Raw genomic sequence first — 20,870 nt, 5'->3', positions numbered from 1 at the left:
AAAGCAATCGCACTAATTGAGGCGTCCCAGCAGTCCTATCCAGCTGTTTCTTCATCGGATGTTTTGTGTGAGCAACAACGGTCATACGCTAGACGTTATCAAGAACTTCTCCAACAGAAGGAACAATGTATTAATGATATGGTCCAATTAGCAGAAAAACGCAGCGAATACAAGGTGATCTTGAGTTTTCCAGGCATTGGCCCCAATACAGCAGTTCGCTTAATAGCAGAAATCGGAGACATCCACCGTTTTGAGAATAACAAACAATTAAATGCTTATGCGGGTATTGACATACGCCGATTCCAATCAGGAAAAACCTATTTTAAGGACAAAATTAATAAGCGTGGTAATAAACACTTACGAAAACTGCTGTTCCTAATAATTCAGAACATGATTAAACAGAGACGTTACGGACGGAATCATATCGTTGAGTATTACGACAAATTAAAAACGCAACCCTATAACAAATGTCATAAAGTTGCGTCCATCGCCTGTGTGAATAAGCTTTTGAAGAACATCTTCTTTCTTATTTCACACAATATGAACTATGATTACGGGTTGGCCTCCAAATCATAGTTTTATAAATAATAACATAATCAAATGACCTAGTAAAAAAATCCAAGTTGGCTAGGTCTATTTTGTATACATATATTTAACAATTCGTCACCCAATTATTATTAGTAACCCTGAACACTCTGTACATTCTAAATACTAATAAATTAATTCAAACAAAGACATTGACTAATCGTAAGAAAGGCATGAGCCCGGTAGATAAACCGGGTTCATGCCCTCTAAATGCCTAACATTTTGGTACACTTCAGTTCAAAGGTTCTGTTTTTGAAAAAGGATGTTGGGACATACCTCTGGAGAGTCATACCATAAGAAGGAAGCCAATCGGAGGCCTTCTTAAAGTGCAAACTCAATTATTAGTTGTAGAAAATAGCTTTATAGGGTCCAATCGATAAGCAATCCAGCTTGAGCTAATCCACCGCCGAAACCATATAATAAAACCTTCTCACCACCAAGGAGCTTCCCTTCTTTTATCCCTATTTCCAAAGCTAATGGAATTGTTGCTGAAGAAGTATTTCCATACTCCACTAGGCTATATAAAGTTCGTTCGATTGGAAAGCCGCTTCTTTCACATATTGACTCGATCATTCTTAAATTTGCACTATGCGGCACGAACCAATCAACATCATTCAATTGATATTCAGCATTTTTCATCACAGTTTGCATTCCTTTTGGAACGGTCGTGACAGCCCATTTATAAACCTCACGTCCATTTTGTACAAGGTTGCCGCTATCATTTAAGTCTTCACCATTTATGCGTGTCGATAGGTTTGTACTATATAAATGTTTTCCGCCTTCACCCTCCGAATATAAATGTGAAGAAAGAAAACTTGGCTGTTTTTCATCATATTCTACAAGAACTGCTCCTCCGCCATCTCCAAATAAAATACAAGTGGCTCGATCTTCATAGTCCATAAGTTTTGATAAAGTATCCGCTCCAATAACTAGGATTTTCTTATTTAATCCCGATGTTACTAGTCCATTAGCTACATGCAGCCCATAAGTAAATCCTGCACAGGCAGCGTTTAAATCAATAGCTCCAGTATTCTTAATGCCTAGCTTTGCTTGGACTAAAGATGCTACACTTGGAGTGTTGAAATCAGGAGTAAAGGTACAGACAATGATCATATCAACATCTTCGACAGATTTATCATACCGTTCCATTAGATCCTTTACAGCTTTATAACCGATATCACTAGTAAACTCCTCTTCATGTGCAATTCTTCGTTCTTTAATACCGGTACGTTTAACAATCCATTCATCATTGGTTTCAACCATTTTTTCTAAGTCTTTATTTGTTAACCTTTTTTCAGGAACATACGAACCTATCGCAGTAATACGTGCTTTGGATTTGAACATAGAATAGCCACCTCGTGTGTATGAATTGCATCATTTTATAACTTGATATTAACACCTGGTACTAATTATAAAGCAAAAAAAATCTTATGCAACTAACCGTTACATTAAAAAAGAGCGGGGCGGGGCAAAGCAGCTTTAAAGTAAAGCACCTGTTAGTTTAATACAATCTTTAGAGAGAATGCCAAAAGTCATCTTCAAGACATTTCCTCTAATAATATTAAATTCTGCTTGCCTTACTGAACTTGTCAAAAAAATCCACACTCCTTAGTTGAAGCAGATCTTACTTATTTATGATGACGACAGATTTGATCTTGCCTTTCGAGGTTTTGTTCGACTGCATATGTAGTGCCCCATTCACACATTGTATTTAATACAGGTACAAATGATTGACCTAACTCAGTTAAACTATATTCTACTTTTGGTGGTACTACTTTATATACTTCTCTTCGGACAAGCCCATCTCTTTCCAGCTGCTTTAATTGGTCGGTCAAGACTTTCTGGGTTATGGCCGGTATTAGAATATAAAACTCTTTTGTCCTCATTGGTTTTTGACTCAGAAAAAAGAGAATTAAGCATTTCCACTTTCCTCCTACAGTATTCATGAAAATATTTATTCCCGTATTTAGACTCTTCATTCCTCATTCCTCCTGAATAGGCACATAAAGGTGGCTATGCCACATTATTGTGCGTTATTTTCTTCTACATCATGGGTCCATTATACTCTGATTATAAATCAAATATAACATTGGGAGTGAACACGATGAGTGTAAGAGAGACTATAGAAAAAAGACGTTCCGTAAGGCAGTATGATCCCCATTATAAAATTAGTCCAGAAACGTTGGCGACACTTATTGAAGGAGCCAGTAAATCGCCTAACGGAAACAATATTCAAGCAACACGATACCTGGTTATAGATGAACCATATTTAAAGAATTTGTTACTGCCCATCGCTTTTAATCAACAACAGGTAATTGAAGCCTCAGTACTGGTTGTTATACTAGGTGATTATCAAGCATTTGAAAAAGAAAATATCATAATGATACATGAGGATGAATTTCAAAAAGGTTATTTTGACGCATCAGTAAGAGATTATCTAACAAACGCGGCAATCAATTATTATCTAAATAAATCAAAAGAAGATTTAAAGGTTGAATTAATAAGAGACGCAAGCCTGGCGTCAATGTCGTTAGTTTTATTGGCGAACGAGGCAGGTCTTGAAACCATTACAATGTCCGGGTATGATTCCGAACAATTAAAGTCAGCCTTAAACATTTCCGATAGGTATTTAGATGTTATGCTTATTGCCATGGGGAAAGGAATGAAAGAAGGTCACAAAACAGTAAGACACGATGTTAACAAAGTCATTTATAAAAACAAAATATAGTGAGTGTATTGGAAAGAGGGTTAAAAAGAACCCTCTTCCTCTTTCTTCTTAATCTTTCGTAAAACTTTAGTGTTTTAGCTAGCTTGTAGTAGGTTACCGCGAGCGCAAGGGCAAGAACTGTTCCTTTGACGATATCCATCGCATAATACGGAACGGACATCCATGATCAGCCCATTTTGAAGGATTCCGATCAGGACTGCACCGATGAAGGTTTCAAAGGCATTCGGTTTTCCCGCTCCTAAAACGGAGGAACCCAATGAAGGCTGCCGCGACGGTATTAATAGCGGGATCCTGAATTGATTTCCGATTTCATGCCCCTTAAAGCAAGGACAATTCCCCCGATTGCAGCAAATAAAGCTGAAATAGATAGATATTAACTGATATCCCGGAAATTCTAGCCGCTTCCTTATTTCCCCCAATCTAAAAAGGAATCAATCACATCTCTTACAAATTCCCATTCCAGGCGCTTTTGTTTAAAGCCTTCTTCACCCACTGATGTAAGTCTGTAATATTTTCTTCACAAACAATTTTTGGCTAATTCAAAGCCGTACATATCCCTCCTATGTAAAAGTGACAGGATGAGCGGGTCTATCTGACCTTTTAAGTTTCCCTTATTAACATCTTCCTCATATTGGAATTTACAGATTGTTTTTTTAGTTATACCTGATTTAACACTCTCCTTTAGGTAAGTACCTATACTAAAAGTGCATACTTACGTACTTGCAGAGTGCAATTTATACTTAAAATAAATAATAATTAAGGAGGAGAAATCTTTGAAAACTCTTGTTATCATAGCACACCCCAGTCTAGAAACATCCCTCATAAATAAGCGATGGGTAGAAGCGCTAAGGAAATATCCGGAAAAGTATACAGTACACGAATTGTATAAGGTTTACCCTGACGGAAACATTAATGCGGAAAAAGAACAGCAATTAATCGAATCGCATAGTAATCTTGTTTTACAGTTCCCTTTTTATTGGTTTAATTGTCCGCCTCTCCTAAAAAGATGGCTTGACGATATTTTTACTTATGGTTGGGCTTATGGTTCAAATGGAGGGGATAAATTAAAGAATCGCAAAGCTGCTTTAGCTGTATCAGCCGGAATTAACAAAGAGGATTATAGTGAAGAAGGAAGATATCGCTATACACTTGAACATTTATTATCTCCCTTTGAAACTACCTTCCTTTACTGCAATGCAGATTATCGTTCATTCTTTGCGTTTTATGGTGCTGAAAATGAGCCATCCGTGAGCGAATTGGAAAAAAGCGCACAAGATTATTTGAATTTTGTCGATAACCTTTAATAGGCAGTTCATTAAAGAAGTATTTCCTTGTCAGGGAAATACTTCTTTTGATTTAATCAAAATAGCTACACCTACTGCTGTTTAGTCTCCTGAACTGGCAAACTGTTTTTCTCTCCCCACTCGCACATCATATTTAACAATGGGATGAGAGATAGACCACGTTCAGATAATGAATATTCTACTTTTGGAGGTATTTGGGGGAATTCCTTGCGTATGATAAGGTCGTCTGCCTCCAACTCTTTTAACATGATGCTTAGCGTTTTAAAGGAAATGGTACCGATACTTCGCTTCAGCTGATTATGACGCATGACCTTATTTTCAGACAGCCAATACATTATGATCATTTTATATTTGCCGCCTATCAAGGACAGCGTATATCCAAAGCCAGTTTCATTCGGTTTCACACCTGCCGGAACACAGGTTTCGCGCATAAGTCTACACTCTCCTTTAGATAAGTATATGATATGGATGTTCATACTTTACAATAGATCATTATCAATCTTATTAAAAGGGAAATAAGGTTCCTATAAAGATTACAATTGCGGTCAATCTTTATACTCCAACAATGAGGGTTCAAAAAGTGCTCCTGCCACCATTTTAGCGTAAGTAAAATAATGACGATCTCCTTAACCCATCCCTTTTTAAAAAGGAAAAATCCTGTTGCATTACAACAGGATTTTTTTGGATTTTTGTAGAGTAACGCACGAATACATTTTAATGTTTTTGCTTGTAATAGGTTACCGCGAGCGCAAGGGCCAGCACTGTTCCTTTGACGATATCCATCGCGTAATACGGAACGGACATCATGATCAGCCCATTTTGAAGGATTCCGATCAGGACTGCACCGATGAAGGTTCCAAAGGCATTCGGTTTTCCCGCTCCTAAAACGGAGGAACCAATGAAGGCTGCTGCAACGGCATCCATTAAATAGGGGGATCCTGAATTGATTTCCGATGTCATGACCCTTGAAGCAAGGACAATTCCCCCGATTGCAGCAAATAGAGCTGAAATCAGATAGGCAAGTATTTTGTATTTATTAACCGATATCCCAGAAAGTCTCGCTGCTTCCTTATTCCCCCCAATAATGTACATATAACGACCGTGCTTCGTATAAGTCAAAAAGATATGGGTCGCTATCACAATGACGGCCATGATCAGGATTATCCATGGTACTTGGCCAATTTTGGCGAAAAACGGGCTGATCAGTCCTGTTGCGAATGTCCCGTCGGGCATGACCATATTTTGCGAAACCGTGGCCCCTTTTGTATAAGTAAGGGCAATTCCCTGAATAATGAACATGGTAGCCAATGTCATCAGCATGTCGGGAATTCTTAATTTAACGATCATGAATGAATTCAAAGCCCCTACGAAAAGTGAGGCACCGACCGCAGCTAATATGGCGATGAATGTATCCTGGGAAAACCAGACAAACATCGAGATGACGATGGCATTGGCCAATGATGCGACGGAGCCCACGGAAAGGTCGAAGCCATCCACGGTCAGTGATATCGTAATGCCGATCGCAATGATGGTCACGATTGAAATGGAACGCAGGATGTTTATCAGGTTAGACGTTTGGATGAAAGATGGATTGGATACGGCGAAAATTCCAATCAGAATGATAATCGTCAATATTGTGCCGTATTTATAGAAAAAGTCGAATAGTTCCACCTTTTTCTTCGCTTTCGCTGTCTGTGTAACAGGAATGGGTATGCTCATCCTATTTACCTCCTGTTGAATAGAATAGTAGTTCTTCTTCATTCGTTTTGCTTGTTTCTAATTCGATGACAGTGCTCCCGTCATATAACACATAGGTCCGGTTGGTAATGCCCATGATTTCGGAAAGCTCGGAGGATGCATAAATGATCGCTTTTCCATTCCTTGCAAGCTTTGCAATCAATTCGAATATATCCTTCTTGGCTCCGACATCGACCCCTTTCGTTGGTTCATCGAATATGTATACATCCGCATCTGCCATAAGCCATTTTCCAATGGCAACTTTTTGCTGGTTACCACCGGATAGGTTTTCGACCTTCACTTCCCCTGAAGGAGTTTTAATGCCGAGACTTGCGATCGTTTCCTTCGCCTTTTCCTTTTCCGCCTTACGATCGACGATACTGAATGTTTTGCAGAATTTTCCGAGACTGGCTGCAGTCAAGTTTGCCGAGACTGATTCCTGTACAAGGACCCCTTCTTTCCTGCGTTCCTCAGGTACAAGTGCCAGCCCGCTTTTTACTGCTTCATGCGGTGATTTCAGAGAAAGCTTTCGACCATTCAGGATGACTTCACCCGCTGTGATGGACGTATGACCGAAAAGGGTTTTACATAGCTCCGTTTTCCCAGCCCCGACCAACCCAGCCAAGCCGATTATCTCGCCTGCTTTAATATTCAGACTGACATTCTTAACTTTCTCGGCATCTGACAATCCGTTCACTTCCAGAATTACGTCTCCAATCGAAGCATTCACTTCAGGAAACTGTTCATCCATGGTTTTCCCGAGCATGTTCTCTACCACTTCGGTACGGGTTATGTCCTCGATTTTTCGACAAGTGACACGCTCCCCATTCCTCATGATCGTAATTTCCTCACAGATTTCAAAAATCTCAGGCAGACGATGTGAAATGAAAATGATTGCCACGCCTTTTTGCTTTAATTCATTTACAATTCGAAAAAGTTCCGTCGTCTCCGTATGACTTAACGGAGCAGTTGGCTCGTCGAGAATCAGGAATTTGCATTCTGTCGAAACGGCTCTTGCTATCAGGACCATCTGTTTTTCAGCCAAGGTAAGATCTCTAACCAGCTTTTTCGAAGGGACATGAATTTTCATATCTTCAAGAATAGAAGTGGCTTTGTTGTGCAGTTCTTTCCATTGTACCCTTTGTTTTTTCCCCATGTTTTGGACCATATCATTCAACATTACATTTTCCCCAACTGTTAAATAAGGGATGAGGGCGGTATCCACTTCCTGATAAACTATTTGAATGCCCTGTTCCTGAGCAGCTTTTGGCGAGCGGATATCCCGCTTCATCCCATCAATAAAAATGTCACCTGAATAATGAACATGGGCTCCCGATAAAACTTTCATTAACGTCGATTTCCCTGCTCCGTTTGCACCGACCAATGCGTGGGCTGTTCCTGATTGTACGGAAAAATCAACATCACTCAGCGCCTTCACCCCCGGAAATTCAATCGAAATCTTCTTCATTTCTAGTTGCTTGCCCATGTCCATTCCCCCTTATAGAACAGACACTCCCTTCGCTGGAAAGAGAGTGTCTCTTTTTATTTTTTATAATGATCTTTCAAAACCTTCATCCAATCTTCTTCAAATTCCGTCGATACACCCCAGCCATCGACAATATCAGACAGGTTTGCCATGTTTACCGCTTCTTTTGAAGCTTGGATTTGCTTTTGCGAAATAAGTGATGCCTCCAAATCATATGTTTGCGGCGTTTCTTCGCCAGCTAATTTTTTAGCCAATATCCTCATATTCACTGCACCGATCAACTTGGGATCGACTGCTGCCGTGTAGGACCATGAGCTATCAGCCGATTGGATCTCCTGGAGATCTGCATTCGAAACATCAATTCCATATATCTTCACTTCATCGCGGCCCGCTTCTTTAATCGCCCGGGCTGCACCGATAGCAAAGGCATCCCATGTTGCGAAAATGGCGTCCAATTTACCTTTAGGGTATTTATTCAGCATTGCGGCTACAGCATTTTGTGTCTGCACCGAAGTATCAGCGGATGCCACTCCGAATCTTTCGACTTCTTTAATCCCAGGATTTTCTTTTAATTTTTCCTGATAGACTGCATTTCTTCTTACCATTGGAGGAAAGCCATCCACCCAAAGATATGCAATTGCCGCTTCACCTTTCTGTTCTTTTATCAGTTTATCGAAAGCCAGTGTTGCCAGCGCTTCATCATCTTGTGAAGTTAATGTCACGCCCTCTATTTTAGATAGGTCGCTTATTGAATCGAATGTGACAACGCTTTTACCTGCATCAACCAACTTCTGAACGTCATTTACAGTTGCGGCATCATCACCATGTGAAATGATATAGCCGTCGTAATCTTCCTCCAAAGCTTGTGCTATCGCATCATGGAATTTAGCCGTATCACCATTGGCTGTGTACGTATCCACTTGAAACCCCAGTGCTTCTCCTTCTTCTTTCGCCCCCGCCAGGTATTGGGCAGTATGATCATCACCGCCAATTTTACGGATCACCTTGATTTTGGCTCCATCGCCATCAGCAAATCTCTCCGGGACATTTTCAAATGATACTTTTTCTTCTTTCTTCGATTCTGTGGAACTCTGCCCTGCAGAGCAACCCGTTAAAAGCAAAGCCGAAGCGATGGCAGAAATGAATATCCCTTTAATAGACCTTCTCATCTTGTTTCCCTCCATGTTTTCTCATTAGTCTTATCAGTTAAGTCGGTGTAAATCCCAAAATAAAAACCTCTCTAATATAGAGAGGTTTAATCGGCTGTTTTGCAGACTTGTCCCTCTCTTATCTGTCAAAACATTTCTGTTTTGCAGGATTTAGCACCAATTCCTAATGGAACGGTTGCTGGGCATCTTAGGGCCAGTCCCTCCGCCACTCTTGATAAGAGATATATTGTGTTACGTTTTCGTAATTATCACTTTATAGGGATATAGTCGTAAAGTCAATAGATTTTTGAATATTTGAAATGTTTCCCGTTATTTTTATTTTCTTTGAAGCTGGGCTAGACGCTTTTTCTCGATTTTTTCAAGCCTCTCCAACTGCCTTAATTTCACTTCGAACAACGTGATCGGATCACGGTAAACTTCCGGATTTTCTTTCATATGCTCCAATGCAGCCTGGTAGTCTTTTATTTCAGTCTGCGTCTGCTCTATCGTTTTTTGAAGTAAGGCAAATGAACTGCGATAGAAAAGTGAGATGTCCCGATCCAATGATTTTTCAAACAATCCAAATTGGGTTAGGAAACGTTCCGTGATCATTTCGGCAACATCCAGGTAATCTTCACTTTCCAGGTATTTCTTGTAACGATTGTACATATTGGCCTTATTTTGCGGTATCGCCCCAAATAGCTTCCCTGCTCCTTTAAGCAGCAATTGTGATGGAGTCCTGCGCAAAAGGATATTAACGTTTTCGATGCGGATACTGCTTGTCATCCGGTCGGCATCACGGCGCCAGTCATCCAACACCCTGAAGTCACCTGCCAGTGTAATCCGTTCTTCTTTGTATAATTCATTGAATCCGGCACTCATCTCATCCATGAACTGCTGGCTTTGTGAGAACTCCATTTGGGAACTGGCAATCCAGTCTTGAAGAGAACGGTAATATTGAGGCATGATCTTGTCAGAAATGAAGTTTTGAATCCGCTCATTCATTTCCTGGTTTAACTGTACATGGACCTGACTGAAATCACTGCTTTCCGTTAACGATTTAGAGCAATCCCTCAGTAATTCAGGAATATTTGAATAAAGCTGACTTTTCACTTCGTCCTTAAGCGAACGATACGACCTTATGATATTTTCACTTTTTTCTTTTTCCAGATCAGCCAGTTGATTGACCGCTCCATTCAGTTTGACTTCCATCTGCTCATTCCAAGAGATGGAATGCTCGCATTTCCGCTCATTGGCTGTCCGTTTTTCTAATAGATAAGATAAAGTTTTACGAATGAATGCCAGGATTTTTTCAGATCTTCTTTCCTTCCAATTATCATCTTGATAATTCGATTGAAGGAAGGCTGAAAGGTCCTTCAATTGCTGCCTGCTGTCATAATGTTTGGAGAAAGCGAACACTTTCGCATTCGGAAAATATGCATTCACTTTATCCCATGTTTCGTCTTCCATCCGGACTGCGACCTGATCACTGTATATCGTATCCATTTTATTTAATAGGAAATGGATCGGCAGTTTCGGAGCCATCATTTGAATTTCCAATAACAGATCCCTTTCGCTGCCGGTGAAAGGAGCCCGGGCGTCAAGAACGAACATCAGGCCATCACTGCCATGTAAATAGCCTTGGAAATCGGATTCCACGCTTTGTTCCCCATTGAACCCCGGTGTATCCAATAACCGCAGATGATTATTTCTTAGGTAGTCACTGATGATTGTCACATCGACAATAGTCCCGCGCTGACGGCGTGTTTCATCCAAATCAGTTAGCTCCTCGACAACTTTGCTATCTGTATCGGTAATTTCAAGGATTTCCAAATCATCCCCATCTTTGACACTTACTAGGGAAGAGTGGTCCTCAGCAGCAATGCTCTCGCCAACGATTGACTGAATAAAGGATGTCTTGCCATTTCCTGTACTTCCTGCAAGAAGGAGATTGAAATTCCTGGTATCCTTAAGCCCCTCCACCATCCATTTAAGCTTATTGCCAACCCTTAAATCATTATCTTCAGCCCACTGGATAATGGAATTGAACAGTTTCTCTCCCGCTTCCAGTCCGCCTCCCAATTTAGGCGATTTCGAAAGCAGGCTCTCTGCATCCTGAATGACCAGCGCATTGACCGTATCCGGGAAGATTTCATTCCAGGACAACGTGGATGCCGCCGCAAACAGCGAAAGCTCCCCGTCTGCGATTTTGAGCCAGTTTTCCAGCAACCTTGGCACGACAGGACTTAATTCTTTGATTAGATGCGTTCCTTCTAACAGACCTGCATACGCATCCCTGTAATAGACGGAAAGCTCATCCCATACATCCGCATGGTTCAATTCGATGGTATCTATCAAATTATTAATCACTCTTAACCATTCGAAATAAGAATCCGTATATTTATAATTTTTCCAAAGGGCAACCGTCATTTTCTCGAAACGTTCCTGGTCGAGTGTGTATAGCGAACCAAGGACAGTTGAGAAATAATCCGGCTCCATCGATTGGGCAACACCCTGCTGGATATACGTTTTCAGCACATCGAACCAGCCCATTGAATCTGTACGGATACTTTCATTCGCCGCTAATACCACCGCACTGTTCCAATCCTTTTGCTCTTCAAAAAAGGCGCGTGCGATTTCCGTGACATTCGGGTAGTCCGGTTGAAACTCGACTGCTTCTTTCACGACTTTGGAAGCCAAATCATTTCTCGATTCCACTATGTACAGGGAAAACAGCTGCAAAAGAACTTCTGTTTTCAAGACAGCTTCATCCGTATCGACGGATTTATAGATATCCTCTGCGGTTGAATACATTTCCAATTCAAAATACGCATCAGCGATGTTTTTCTTCGCCCATGAACCAAGTTCCCCTTCTATGTTTTCCCATTTAAAAATGGCTGCTTCATAGTCATGGTGCTGAAAATATACCTCTCCTTGAGCAAATCTAATTGCGGTTAAATCGGATCTTTCCTTTTTTTGTTCCACGAGAAACATTTCACCCAAAGCTTGAATGGGGTGCTTCCTTGTATCCTCAAGCATCGTTTCATAATATTTTTTTCCGATCAGACGTTCGTCCATCTTTATTCCTCCGATATATTTCATATTTTCAATTAAAGGATAATCACTGATTCTATTAGACTTATAGCAGACCTAATTTTCAATTTATAGGTTCCTTTAGTTAAAAAATCATTTACAAAACCTTAAAATGTTATTTTAGCAAAACAATATGGTAACAACATGTCACCACTCTTACAATTTTAAAACAGAAACAACTGGAACTGTAATGTTTTTAATAAACCGATACAAAGATGTCATTTCCATTTTCGAGAAAATATGTTTTTCTAGTCTAACCACATATCAGCTAGAAGTGAGCGAACCATTCTTCATCCCTCTAAATGACCAGAAGCCCAGACCTCCAACTTACCTATAAACGGTAAAAAACAAAATCGCCCTGCCTCTTCCATTACTTAATCACCAATTTTGCATTCATATAAAAAAGCAGTACCCTCATTCATAAAAGGTAACTGCTCAATGATAAGCTCCGAACAGTACTTGTCCTTTGACGAATTAGGATTATACCCCTGTACGCTTACGTTGGTTATTCGGCTTTTTGGTCAACTGGCTTTTAAGCTGTTTCGTTTTCTTCACAACGCCTGTTTCCAGTTTATCTTTACTTGATCCCGCTTGCTTTTGAGCCAGTTTTTGTTTGACTGCATCCGCCAGGCTTAATTTTTTGTTTTCAGACATACTGTTGTCTCCTTTAGTGTTCTGCTTCTATTATAATATAGTTGCGATTAGAAAGATAATAGGGAGTAATATCCTATTCTTCTTCAAAAAACACTCTTAATAAAGGAGGTTTCGCCAAATGGGGACTAATTTCCTGCTCCTTTAAAAGGATTAATGATAAATTATGTTGACTTCATAATCAGAATTTGCTAAATTATCTTTATATTATAAAATCTATGAAGAGAAAGAGTAAGATGAGAACCCTGTTCCACAGAGAGTCGACATGTGGTGGAAGTCGATGTCCAAGGCCTATCCGAAAATCATCTCTGAGATGCAAAGCTGAAAATGCAGTAGGCTTTGACGGGTTTCCGCCGTTACAATGGATCACGTATGAATTCGTACGTTGACTGAGTGCCGCAGCTTCTTTGAAGTGCGGAATATGGGTGGTAACGCGAGCACAAACTCGTCCCTGATTTTTCAGGGGCGAGTTTTTTATTTGCACAAAACACTTTAATTAGCCTTTTTCAGGCCAGTCGGCGGGAGTTATCATTTTAAAAAAAGGAGAAATCACCATGAAAAAAACAGACACATTATTTATCGGCCTTATGCTTTTCTCAATGTTCTTCGGAGCCGGGAATCTCATATTCCCTCCATTTTTAGGAGCATCTTCTGGAACTTCTTTCTGGCCAGCCATTGCCGGTTTTGTCGCCACCGGAGTCGGCCTGCCAATTTTGGTGCTTCTTGCAGTCTCACTTGTTAAAGGCGGGGCACAAACCATCGGTGCCCGAGTACATCCCCTATTCAGCACGTTGTTCATGGTCGTAATCTATTTAAGCATCGGGCCGTTTCTGGCCATTCCGCGGAATGCAAATGTTGCCTATGAAATGGGCTTCAAGCCGTATCTTGGCGACTCTGTGGATCAACCACTATTTCTATTCATGTTCACAACCATATTTTTCATCATCGTTTATGCCATTTCATTGAACCCGGAAAAAATGGAAACCTTCATGGGACGCTGGATCACGCCCGTTCTACTTTTGTCCATGGTCATTCTCTGTGTCGTTGGGTTCTTAAAGCTTGATGCTCCTTTCCAAGCTCCAACCGAAGCATATGCTGCAGGAGCCTTTTCAAAAGGGTTCATCGAAGGCTACAACACGATGGATGCTCTAGCTGCCTTGGCCTTTGGGATCGTCATCCTTACTTCAATCCAGCAAAGGGGGATTTCCGAACGAAAACAATTGACGAGATATACAGTAAAAGCGGGTCTCATCGCTGGCGTTTTGCTTTCTTTAGTTTATATCTCCTTAGGTGTAATGGGAGCACGCATGGCGGCCGGTGGGTCATTCGAAAACGGAACGGATATCCTCACTGTCGCATCCACCCTTTTACTAGGAACCGGCGGGAAGGTCCTTCTTGGCATCATTTTCACTTTGGCATGCTTCACCACCGTTGTCGGGTTGACGACTGCTTGCGGACAGTATTTCTCAAAACTTTTCCCAAGGCTGAAATATAAAACCGTCATTCTGATTGTAACAATCGTCGGTTTCATCCTTTCAAATATGGGTCTGAATCAAATTCTGAAAGTATCGGTACCATTCCTTGTGATGGCTTATCCGCTAACGATCGTCCTGATTGTCCTGACATTCTTCAGCCGCCATTTCAAAAACCAGAAGAAGGTTTATCGCAGTGCAATGACTTTCACAGGAGTTTTCGCCTTGATGGATGGGCTGAATGCTTTCGGCTTACAATTAGGACCCGTACAAACCTTGACTGATGTCCTTCCCCTTTCCGCTTACGGCATGGAGTGGGTCATCCCTGCTCTCGTCGGTACAGCCCTTGGCATTCTGCTCAGTCAGATCGGACAAACAGCTCCAGCTGAGGAGATGGAAATCGAAACGTTATAATAATGAAGTAAGCAGGTGATTTTACCGGTCATCTGCTTATTTTGTACACACCTTCATTGCTTTATTTTGGAAATCGGCAACGACTTTTTGTTATGATGGGGTCAAAGGAGATGATAAGTAATATGTCTAAGCAAACCCGTATTGGTAAAACAGATCTGTATGTAAACCCGATTGGCCTTGGCACGAATGCAATTGGCGGACATAACCTTTTCCCTAATCTAAGTGAGGATACAGGAAGGGATGTTTTGAGAACGGCATTGGAAGAAGGAATCAACTTTTGGGATACAGCTTACATTTACGGTCCTGAACGTTCAGAAGAACTTATCGGTGAAATCCTAAAAGAGAGTCGCAAACGCGAAGACATAGTCCTTGCCACCAAAGGGGCACACAAATTTGTCGATGGGAGCATCGTTTTTGATAACTCTCCCGCTTTTCTGAAAAATGCCGTGGACTCGAGTCTAAAAAGGCTCCAAACAGACTACATCGACTTATTCTATATCCATTTCCCTGATGGTGATACCCCTAAAGATGAAGCAGTAGGTGCCTTAAAGGAATTGAAGGATGCAGGCAAGATAAAGTCAATCGGCGTCTCTAACTTTTCGTTCGAACAATTGAAGGAAGCGAATAAAGACGGCTATGTCGATGTCCTGCAATCCGAGTACAATCTATTCAAACGGGAGGCAGAACAAGACCTGCTGCCATATACAGCCGAAAATAATATTTCCTTCATTCCTTATTTCCCCCTTGCTTCCGGTTTGCTCGGCGGCAAATATAATCAAGAATCAACATTCGATGACGGCCGGGCAAAAAGTCCGCTTTTCCAAGGACAAGCCTTTGTAAGCAACCTGCAAAAAGTGGAAGAAGTACGGGCGATTGCCAAAAGGAAGCATACCGATGTCGCCGATGTCGTACTAGCTTGGTATTTAACTAGGCACTCGATAGATGTACTGATTCCCGGAGCGAAGAAACCGGAACAGGTCACACGCAACCTACAAGCCTTGGACGTCGATCTAACCATGGATGAAATCGCCGAAATCAGTGCCATTTTCGCTTAATATAGATGTGTGAAAAGGCTGTTCAGCTCAAGTTGAACGGCCTTTTTATCCTGGCCCCATATATTGCTTTGGCACCCCCATTTTGCTATATTTAGTGAATATTCCATAAATTGAGGAAGAGGCAGTCAGATGAAAAAATCTATTGTTATTTTATTTCTTATCTTGGCAAATTTGTTCTGGGCCGGTAATTATATATTCGGAAAGTACGTTGTGACCGAACTTTCCCCGATCCAACTAACATTTACGCGATGGCTAATCGCCGTTTTCTTATTGTTTCCTTTAGCGCAATGGATTGAAAAGCCAGACTGGAAGAGTGTATGGAAAGCCTGGAAATTGTTATTAGTCATGGGTGTGCTCGGGATCATCAGTTATAATTTTTTCCTTTATTGGGCTCTGACCTATACAACTTCCATGAATGCCGCTCTTGTCAATTCCATGAACCCTGCATTAATTGTTCTTTTTTCCGCTTTGCTGTTAAAGGAGAAAATTTCATCCCTCCATTCACTCGGACTTATCATATCTTTATTCGGCGTTTTATTGGTCTTGACAAAAGGACACCTTCTGGATATATTCCAGCTCACTTATAATAAAGGCGACCTATTGATGATCCTGGCTATTCTCGTTTGGACCTTCTATTCTATAATCGGGAAAAAATTGAAAAACATTCCGATCATCTCAGCCACTGCCGTTTCCGTATTTCTCGGATTGATTCTCATTGCTCCATTTGCCATTGGCTCGGGAATGAACCTTGATTTAAGCAGTAAAGCCATCATCGGTCTCTTATATATCGGGATTTTCCCTTCTGTCGGGTCATTTATTTTCTGGAATATTTCCCTTCGTCATATCAATGCCGGCCAGGCTGGGATTTATCTAAATCTAATTGCAGTATTTACAGCCATTCTTAACCTTATTTTGGGTCATGCGATTACGACCATCCAAACCCTCGGTGGCCTCCTTGTTTTCCTCGGGGTCTACCTGACAAGCAAAAAGAAAAAAGCAGATCCGTCAGCTGTCACGAAGAACATGTAAAGGGCATCCACAGTGATACTCATCAACGAACGCTTTCTTCTCTTTTCCCCTTGTCTATGCACCATGATTTACGTTATCCTTTAAAGAAGAAAATCTGAATGTAAAGGTGTGCTTTAGTTGAGGATCAATAAATTTATCAGTGAATCCGGAATTACCTCGCGACGAGGCGCAGACAAATGGATAGCCGAGGGACGTGTGACGATTAATGGCACTGTAGCTGAGCTCGGCAGTCAAGCTGAACCCGGCGATGATGTCCGGGTGGACGGCAAGCCGATAAAAGTCGAACAGCAAAATGTCTATATTGCACTGAATAAACCGATAGGGATTACAAGTACGACCGAAAAACACATAAAAGGGAACATCGTTGATTTTGTAAATCATCCGCTTCGTATTTTTCATATCGGACGGCTGGACAAAGACTCAAGCGGCCTGATCCTTCTTACAAATGACGGAGATATCGTTAATGAAATCCTTCGTGCAGAAAACAAGCATGAAAAAGAATACATCGTAACCGTAGATAAGCCACTTACCGCTTCCTTCATTAAAGATATGTCATCCGGAGTGGAGATTTTGGATACAAAAACACTTCCTTGTAAAGTTGAGCAGTTGACCAAATACACATTTAACATCACTTTAATGCAAGGGCTGAACAGGCAAATCCGCCGTATGTGTTCCGCACTAGGTTATGAAGTCCGTGATTTACATCGAATCCGGATCATGAACATCCATCTGGACGGACTGGCGATCGGACAATGGCGCGATCTGACCGAGGATGAATTGACGGAACTATTTAAGGAATTGGATTATTCCCCTAGGAAAAGATGATAATGAAGATGCCCCCAGAATTCCGGGGGCATCGCTTTTTAATTTCAGGAGAATTTCCTGCAATCATTTTACTTTTATTCGTAGTTTTGCTGATTTACTCGTGAGTTTTACGCTTTTACTCGTGAATTTTGTACTTTTACTCGTGAGTTCCACGCATTTTTTGATAATGAAAGGAATTGGTTTTGTTTCTGAATCTATTTCCTGTCAATTACATCTACGTGCTTTATTCTTTTCATTTCTCCTCTGCGAATGAACACTACCCTTTTGCTGTAAATTCTTCTAAAGCAAGTATGGCAAATCTCATTATGGGTTAAGTGGCCGTCACCAATCATACCAATTTTAAGGTTTCCATGATTTCATCGATGGTTGCCCCGGCATTTAAGCAGTCTTCCATGTGCTTCATTCATCGCATAAGCTGACTTGAAATGACCAATCCGATAATGGTGTACTTACCCGAACTGGCGTTTAAATACTTTACTGGCGAAAAAGTAAGCGATGACCATGATGCCGACGCACCAGGCAAGCGCAATCCAGATATCGTTCCCAACAGACCCTTCATACAAAAGGGCACGAATCGCATTCACGATTGAAGTCACTGGCTGGTTCTCGGCGAACGCACGGACAATTTTAGGCATGGTTTCGGTGGGGACAAAGGCCGAACTGATAAACGGCAGGAAAATCAGCGGGTACGAGTAGGCTGTCGCCCCTTCCAAAGACCCCGCTGTCAATCCAGGAATGACCGCCAGCCATGTCAGCGCCAGCGTAAACAGCACGATTATCCCAGCTACCGCTAGCCAATCCAGGATATCAGCGCTGGAACGGAAGCCCATCAAGAGTGCGACGAGGATAACCACGACGACAGTAAGCAAATTGGATACAAGCGAGGTCAACACGTGAGCCCACAATACCGACGAGCGCTTGATGGGCATGGTAATGAAACGCGCCATCAACCCGCTCTTTACATCCGTAAACAGCCGTACGGAAGTGTAAGCGACGCCGGATGCGATAGCCATCAGCAAGATTCCCGGCAATAAATAATTGACGTAGTTGTCCGTGCCTGCCTCTATGGCGCCGCCAAATACGTAGACAAACAGCAGCATCATCATAATCGGCGTAATCGCCACCGTGATAATTGTATCCGGGCTGCGCATGATGTTGCGCATTAAACGCCCTAGTAATACCCCTGTTTTGTTATTCATTTACAACTCCTCCTTTTTGCCGATGATTGCGAGGAAAATTTCCTCCAATGTCGGCTGCTTCTCGATGTACTCTACCTTTGCTGGCGGGAACATCTCCTTGAGTTCGGTAAGGGTCCCGGTCGAGATGATCTTTCCGCCATGCAGGATGGCGATACGGTCCGCCAGTTGTTCGGCTTCCTCAAGGTACTGGGTCGTCAGCAGAATTGTCGTGCCTCCTCCAGCTAGCTCCTTAACTGTATCCCAGACTTCAATCCGCGCTTCGGGGTCAAGCCCTGTCGTCGGTTCGTCGAGAAAAATGACTGCTGGCGTCCCGATCAGGCTCATGGCGATGTCAAGCCGGCGCTTCATCCCGCCGGAATATTTATCCGCCCGGCGGTTGGCCGCATCGGTCAGGCTGAATCTCGCAAGCAGATTGTCGGCGACTTGAGCGGGATTGGAAACTCCCCGCAGCTTGGCGATCATCAGCAGGTTTTCCCGCCCGGTGAGCATGCCGTCTAAAGCTGCAAACTGCCCTGTCAGGCTGATGCTCTGGCGAACATGATCCGGTTCACGTTGAACGTCAAAGCCGCAAATACCTACTTCGCCGCCATCGGACTTCATCAGAGTCGAGAGGATGTTGACCGTCGTCGTCTTGCCCGCTCCATTTGAGCCCAGGAGTGCGAAAATTTCGCCACGCCGCACCTCAAAATCCACCCCCTTTAAGACTTCATTGTCTTTAAATGACTTTTTTAACCCTTTTACTGAAATCACTGCATTGCTCATATTTTTTTCCTCCTTTTAATAGCGCAGTAATGCCGCTTGTAAGATTCGTATTTATCCTTCCGAGCGCCTAGCGGAACTAAATTGCCTATAGTTCTCTATTTAGTCTGACTGATAATCTGTATGACTTACTACCGAGTTGAAATATAACTGAATAGCGAAGGTGGCATTTCACATTTGTAACCAGCTATTCAGTCGGAATTATTTATTGAATTTATTTTTTCCCAATCGCTTCATGATACTGTCATTCAAATCCTCACGATACTTGGCGAAATAGGTTCTAGCATTTGCCACTAGTTCGTCGGCAAAGGATGCCACATCGTCCCCAGTGATTTCCAGCACTTGCCTGCCTTCCGCAGCACCGGCTTCGAACAACTCGATTAATTCATACTGCATGTGCAGCATATCCATCCCGTTGCCCGCTGAGAAATTCCACATATAGTTTTGAATTTTCTTAAATACAAATTGGTAGTCCTCTGGCAGAGCTTCAACCCGTGCCATCATCATTTTATACTCTTTTTTATCACCAATCATTTTTTTGAATAATTCCATCATGTTATTTTTCCTCCTTTTTTATCCAAGACACTCCAAAAATAGCGTACGGAATATCTTATGAAGCTAGATTGACTTTAAGACATTGATTTTTGATGATACAAAATCCCATTTTTTCCAAAACAATTCAAGTTCCTGGCGTCCAGCCTCATTAAGTGAGTAAAACTTGCGGGGCGGCCCCATATCTGACGGTTTCTTCTCTATGTTCACCAGTTTTTTCTTTTCTAATCGCACGAGGATGGTATAGACCGTCCCTTCCACGACTTCAGTAAACCCAAGCTCATTCAGGCGGCGGGTAATCTCGTAGCCATAGGTTTCATGGCGGCTGATGATTTCCAGCACGCAGCCTTCCAGCGAACCCTTCAGCATTTCAGTTAAATTTTCCATGTTCAGCCTCCTCTATTTGTGACTTATATTATAGCGTAGTTCCGAGGGGAATTTTTATCCTGAATAGCTTTTGGGAAATCACGCTATTTAGTATTACTTATTACAACTAAACTGTAACACTGAGTAGCGGAGGTGTCAACTTTTTTTCTTAAAAATATTCCTGCAACTTCACTACTCGGTGATATCGGTATCTTGCGTTACTTACTACAAGGTATGTTGTAACACGCAGTAGGGTGACTGTCAAATTGATTTTTTTAAAAAACCAGCTCTCTCCATTGGATACATCCGACGTAAATTATGCTGTTTTACTCGTGAATTTCACTTGTACCTGTGAGTTTCATGCTTTTATCCGTGAGTTTCACGCTTTTACTCGTGAGTTTCGCACTTTTACTCGTGAATTATGCTGTTTTACTCGTGAATTTCACTTGTACCTGTGAGTTTCATGC

The 20,870-nt window shown here is 41.8% G+C and carries 19 protein-coding genes, 1 pseudogene, 1 riboswitch and 1 other annotated feature; of the genes and pseudogenes, 7 read left to right on the top strand and 13 right to left on the bottom strand.

Annotated elements, in window-relative coordinates; all coding sequences use genetic code 11:
- On the top strand, window positions 1–576 hold a 576-nt coding region (locus tag ADA55_RS15520), incomplete at its 5' end, for an IS110 family transposase (RefSeq protein ID WP_048685551.1).
- A 369-nt stretch (window positions 577–945) separates the two neighbouring features.
- Here ADA55_RS15520 and ADA55_RS15515 read toward each other — a convergent pair.
- Window positions 946–1,929, bottom strand: a complete 984-nt coding sequence (locus ADA55_RS15515; RefSeq protein ID WP_048685547.1) for a ketoacyl-ACP synthase III — start codon at window positions 1,927–1,929, stop codon at window positions 946–948.
- 284 nt (window positions 1,930–2,213) lie between these two features.
- The gene (locus ADA55_RS15510) at window positions 2,214–2,564 is read right to left on the bottom strand and encodes a winged helix-turn-helix transcriptional regulator (RefSeq protein WP_034305903.1); all 351 of its coding nucleotides are present in this window, start codon (window positions 2,562–2,564) and stop codon (window positions 2,214–2,216) included.
- Between the two features lie 125 nt (window positions 2,565–2,689).
- On the opposite strand from ADA55_RS15510, the gene ADA55_RS15505 reads away from it, so the two are divergent.
- Window positions 2,690–3,313, top strand: coding sequence for a nitroreductase family protein (locus tag ADA55_RS15505; protein WP_048685545.1), 624 nt, complete (start codon window positions 2,690–2,692; stop codon window positions 3,311–3,313).
- A gap of 82 nt (window positions 3,314–3,395) precedes the next feature.
- On the opposite strand, the pseudogene ADA55_RS15500 reads toward ADA55_RS15505, so the two are convergent.
- Window positions 3,396–3,733 (bottom strand): annotated as a pseudogene (locus ADA55_RS15500) (ABC transporter permease); the annotation flags it as partial.
- 353 nt (window positions 3,734–4,086) lie between these two features.
- Here ADA55_RS15500 and ADA55_RS15495 point away from each other — a divergent pair.
- Window positions 4,087–4,617 (top strand): NAD(P)H-dependent oxidoreductase, encoded by a 531-nt coding sequence (locus tag ADA55_RS15495; protein ID WP_048685539.1) that lies wholly within the window; start codon window positions 4,087–4,089, stop codon window positions 4,615–4,617.
- A gap of 71 nt (window positions 4,618–4,688) precedes the next feature.
- Here the strand turns inward: ADA55_RS15495 and ADA55_RS15490 are convergent, their stop codons facing one another.
- From ADA55_RS15490 to ADA55_RS30060, 6 genes are all read right to left on the bottom strand, one after another.
- Complete coding sequence (locus ADA55_RS15490; protein ID WP_048685536.1) at window positions 4,689–5,048, bottom strand: winged helix-turn-helix transcriptional regulator; 360 nt, start codon at window positions 5,046–5,048, stop codon at window positions 4,689–4,691.
- 283 nt (window positions 5,049–5,331) lie between these two features.
- Window positions 5,332–6,336: an ABC transporter permease gene (locus ADA55_RS15485; RefSeq protein ID WP_048685534.1), complete on the bottom strand. Its 1,005-nt coding sequence runs from the start codon at window positions 6,334–6,336 to the stop codon at window positions 5,332–5,334.
- Window position 6,337: 1 nt separating this feature from the next.
- The gene (locus ADA55_RS15480; RefSeq protein ID WP_048685532.1) at window positions 6,338–7,840 is read right to left on the bottom strand and encodes a sugar ABC transporter ATP-binding protein; all 1,503 of its coding nucleotides are present in this window, start codon (window positions 7,838–7,840) and stop codon (window positions 6,338–6,340) included.
- 56 nt (window positions 7,841–7,896) lie between these two features.
- Window positions 7,897–9,009 carry a sugar ABC transporter substrate-binding protein gene (locus tag ADA55_RS15475; protein WP_048685529.1) on the bottom strand — a complete coding sequence of 371 codons (1,113 nt, stop codon included), beginning with the start codon at window positions 9,007–9,009 and terminating at the stop codon, window positions 7,897–7,899.
- Between the two features lie 115 nt (window positions 9,010–9,124).
- Window positions 9,125–9,230, bottom strand: a riboswitch (SAM riboswitch).
- Window positions 9,231–9,324: 94 nt separating this feature from the next.
- Window positions 9,325–12,066, bottom strand: a complete 2,742-nt coding sequence (locus ADA55_RS15470) for a GTPase domain-containing protein (RefSeq protein ID WP_226990480.1) — start codon at window positions 12,064–12,066, stop codon at window positions 9,325–9,327.
- 495 nt (window positions 12,067–12,561) lie between these two features.
- Complete coding sequence (locus ADA55_RS30060; RefSeq protein ID WP_164468807.1) at window positions 12,562–12,735, bottom strand: hypothetical protein; 174 nt, start codon at window positions 12,733–12,735, stop codon at window positions 12,562–12,564.
- Window positions 12,736–12,941: 206 nt separating this feature from the next.
- Window positions 12,942–13,188: a binding site (T-box leader), on the top strand.
- Between the two features lie 98 nt (window positions 13,189–13,286).
- Here ADA55_RS30060 and brnQ point away from each other — a divergent pair.
- The 4 genes from brnQ to rluF all read left to right on the top strand — a co-directional run bounded on the left by brnQ (window position 13,287) and on the right by rluF (window position 17,527).
- On the top strand, window positions 13,287–14,618 hold the full coding sequence (gene brnQ / locus ADA55_RS15465; protein ID WP_048685526.1) for a branched-chain amino acid transport system II carrier protein: 1,332 nt from the start codon (window positions 13,287–13,289) through the stop codon (window positions 14,616–14,618).
- A 122-nt stretch (window positions 14,619–14,740) separates the two neighbouring features.
- A complete protein-coding gene (locus tag ADA55_RS15460) occupies window positions 14,741–15,673 on the top strand; it encodes an aldo/keto reductase (protein WP_048685523.1) in 933 nt (310 codons plus the stop codon).
- Between the two features lie 129 nt (window positions 15,674–15,802).
- The gene (locus tag ADA55_RS15455) at window positions 15,803–16,702 is read left to right on the top strand and encodes a DMT family transporter (protein ID WP_048685520.1); all 900 of its coding nucleotides are present in this window, start codon (window positions 15,803–15,805) and stop codon (window positions 16,700–16,702) included.
- Window positions 16,703–16,819: 117 nt separating this feature from the next.
- Window positions 16,820–17,527 carry a 23S rRNA pseudouridine(2604) synthase RluF gene (rluF, locus tag ADA55_RS15450; protein WP_034305927.1) on the top strand — a complete coding sequence of 236 codons (708 nt, stop codon included), beginning with the start codon at window positions 16,820–16,822 and terminating at the stop codon, window positions 17,525–17,527.
- A 449-nt stretch (window positions 17,528–17,976) separates the two neighbouring features.
- Here rluF and ADA55_RS15445 read toward each other — a convergent pair whose 3' ends face one another.
- From ADA55_RS15445 to ADA55_RS15430, 4 genes are all read right to left on the bottom strand, one after another.
- Window positions 17,977–18,726, bottom strand: coding sequence for an ABC transporter permease (locus ADA55_RS15445; protein WP_048685514.1), 750 nt, complete (start codon window positions 18,724–18,726; stop codon window positions 17,977–17,979).
- Complete coding sequence (locus ADA55_RS15440) at window positions 18,727–19,488, bottom strand: ABC transporter ATP-binding protein (RefSeq protein WP_048685510.1); 762 nt, start codon at window positions 19,486–19,488, stop codon at window positions 18,727–18,729.
- Window positions 19,489–19,686: 198 nt separating this feature from the next.
- On the bottom strand, window positions 19,687–20,040 hold the full coding sequence (locus ADA55_RS15435; protein WP_034305937.1) for a DUF1048 domain-containing protein: 354 nt from the start codon (window positions 20,038–20,040) through the stop codon (window positions 19,687–19,689).
- Window positions 20,041–20,103: 63 nt separating this feature from the next.
- Window positions 20,104–20,424, bottom strand: coding sequence for a PadR family transcriptional regulator (locus tag ADA55_RS15430; protein WP_016131412.1), 321 nt, complete (start codon window positions 20,422–20,424; stop codon window positions 20,104–20,106).
- Window positions 20,425–20,870 lie beyond the last annotated feature (446 nt).

It is taken from the genome of Bacillus sp. 220_BSPC (genome assembly GCF_001054655.1).
Lineage (GTDB): Bacteria > Bacillota > Bacilli > Bacillales > DSM-1321 > Peribacillus > Peribacillus frigoritolerans.
Note: the sequence above shows the minus strand (reverse complement) of the source record. Positions and strands in the feature narration are given on the sequence as shown.

Coding starts and splice junctions, on each gene's coding strand:
- ADA55_RS15515 (WP_048685547.1), bottom strand. CDS start 1,929: ATGTTCAAATCCAAAGCACGTATTACTGCGATAGGTTCGTATGTTCCT.
- ADA55_RS15510 (WP_034305903.1), bottom strand. CDS start 2,564: ATGAAGAGTCTAAATACGGGAATAAATATTTTCATGAATACTGTAGGA.
- ADA55_RS15505 (WP_048685545.1), top strand. CDS start 2,690: ATGAGTGTAAGAGAGACTATAGAAAAAAGACGTTCCGTAAGGCAGTAT.
- ADA55_RS15490 (WP_048685536.1), bottom strand. CDS start 5,048: ATGCGCGAAACCTGTGTTCCGGCAGGTGTGAAACCGAATGAAACTGGC.
- ADA55_RS15485 (WP_048685534.1), bottom strand. CDS start 6,336: ATGAGCATACCCATTCCTGTTACACAGACAGCGAAAGCGAAGAAAAAG.
- ADA55_RS15480 (WP_048685532.1), bottom strand. CDS start 7,840: ATGGGCAAGCAACTAGAAATGAAGAAGATTTCGATTGAATTTCCGGGG.
- ADA55_RS15475 (WP_048685529.1), bottom strand. CDS start 9,009: ATGAGAAGGTCTATTAAAGGGATATTCATTTCTGCCATCGCTTCGGCT.
- ADA55_RS15470 (WP_226990480.1), bottom strand. CDS start 12,066: ATGGACGAACGTCTGATCGGAAAAAAATATTATGAAACGATGCTTGAG.
- ADA55_RS30060 (WP_164468807.1), bottom strand. CDS start 12,735: ATGTCTGAAAACAAAAAATTAAGCCTGGCGGATGCAGTCAAACAAAAA.
- brnQ (WP_048685526.1), top strand. CDS start 13,287: ATGAAAAAAACAGACACATTATTTATCGGCCTTATGCTTTTCTCAATG.
- ADA55_RS15460 (WP_048685523.1), top strand. CDS start 14,741: ATGTCTAAGCAAACCCGTATTGGTAAAACAGATCTGTATGTAAACCCG.
- ADA55_RS15455 (WP_048685520.1), top strand. CDS start 15,803: ATGAAAAAATCTATTGTTATTTTATTTCTTATCTTGGCAAATTTGTTC.
- ADA55_RS15445 (WP_048685514.1), bottom strand. CDS start 18,726: ATGAATAACAAAACAGGGGTATTACTAGGGCGTTTAATGCGCAACATC.
- ADA55_RS15440 (WP_048685510.1), bottom strand. CDS start 19,488: ATGAGCAATGCAGTGATTTCAGTAAAAGGGTTAAAAAAGTCATTTAAA.
- ADA55_RS15435 (WP_034305937.1), bottom strand. CDS start 20,040: ATGATGGAATTATTCAAAAAAATGATTGGTGATAAAAAAGAGTATAAA.
- ADA55_RS15430 (WP_016131412.1), bottom strand. CDS start 20,424: ATGGAAAATTTAACTGAAATGCTGAAGGGTTCGCTGGAAGGCTGCGTG.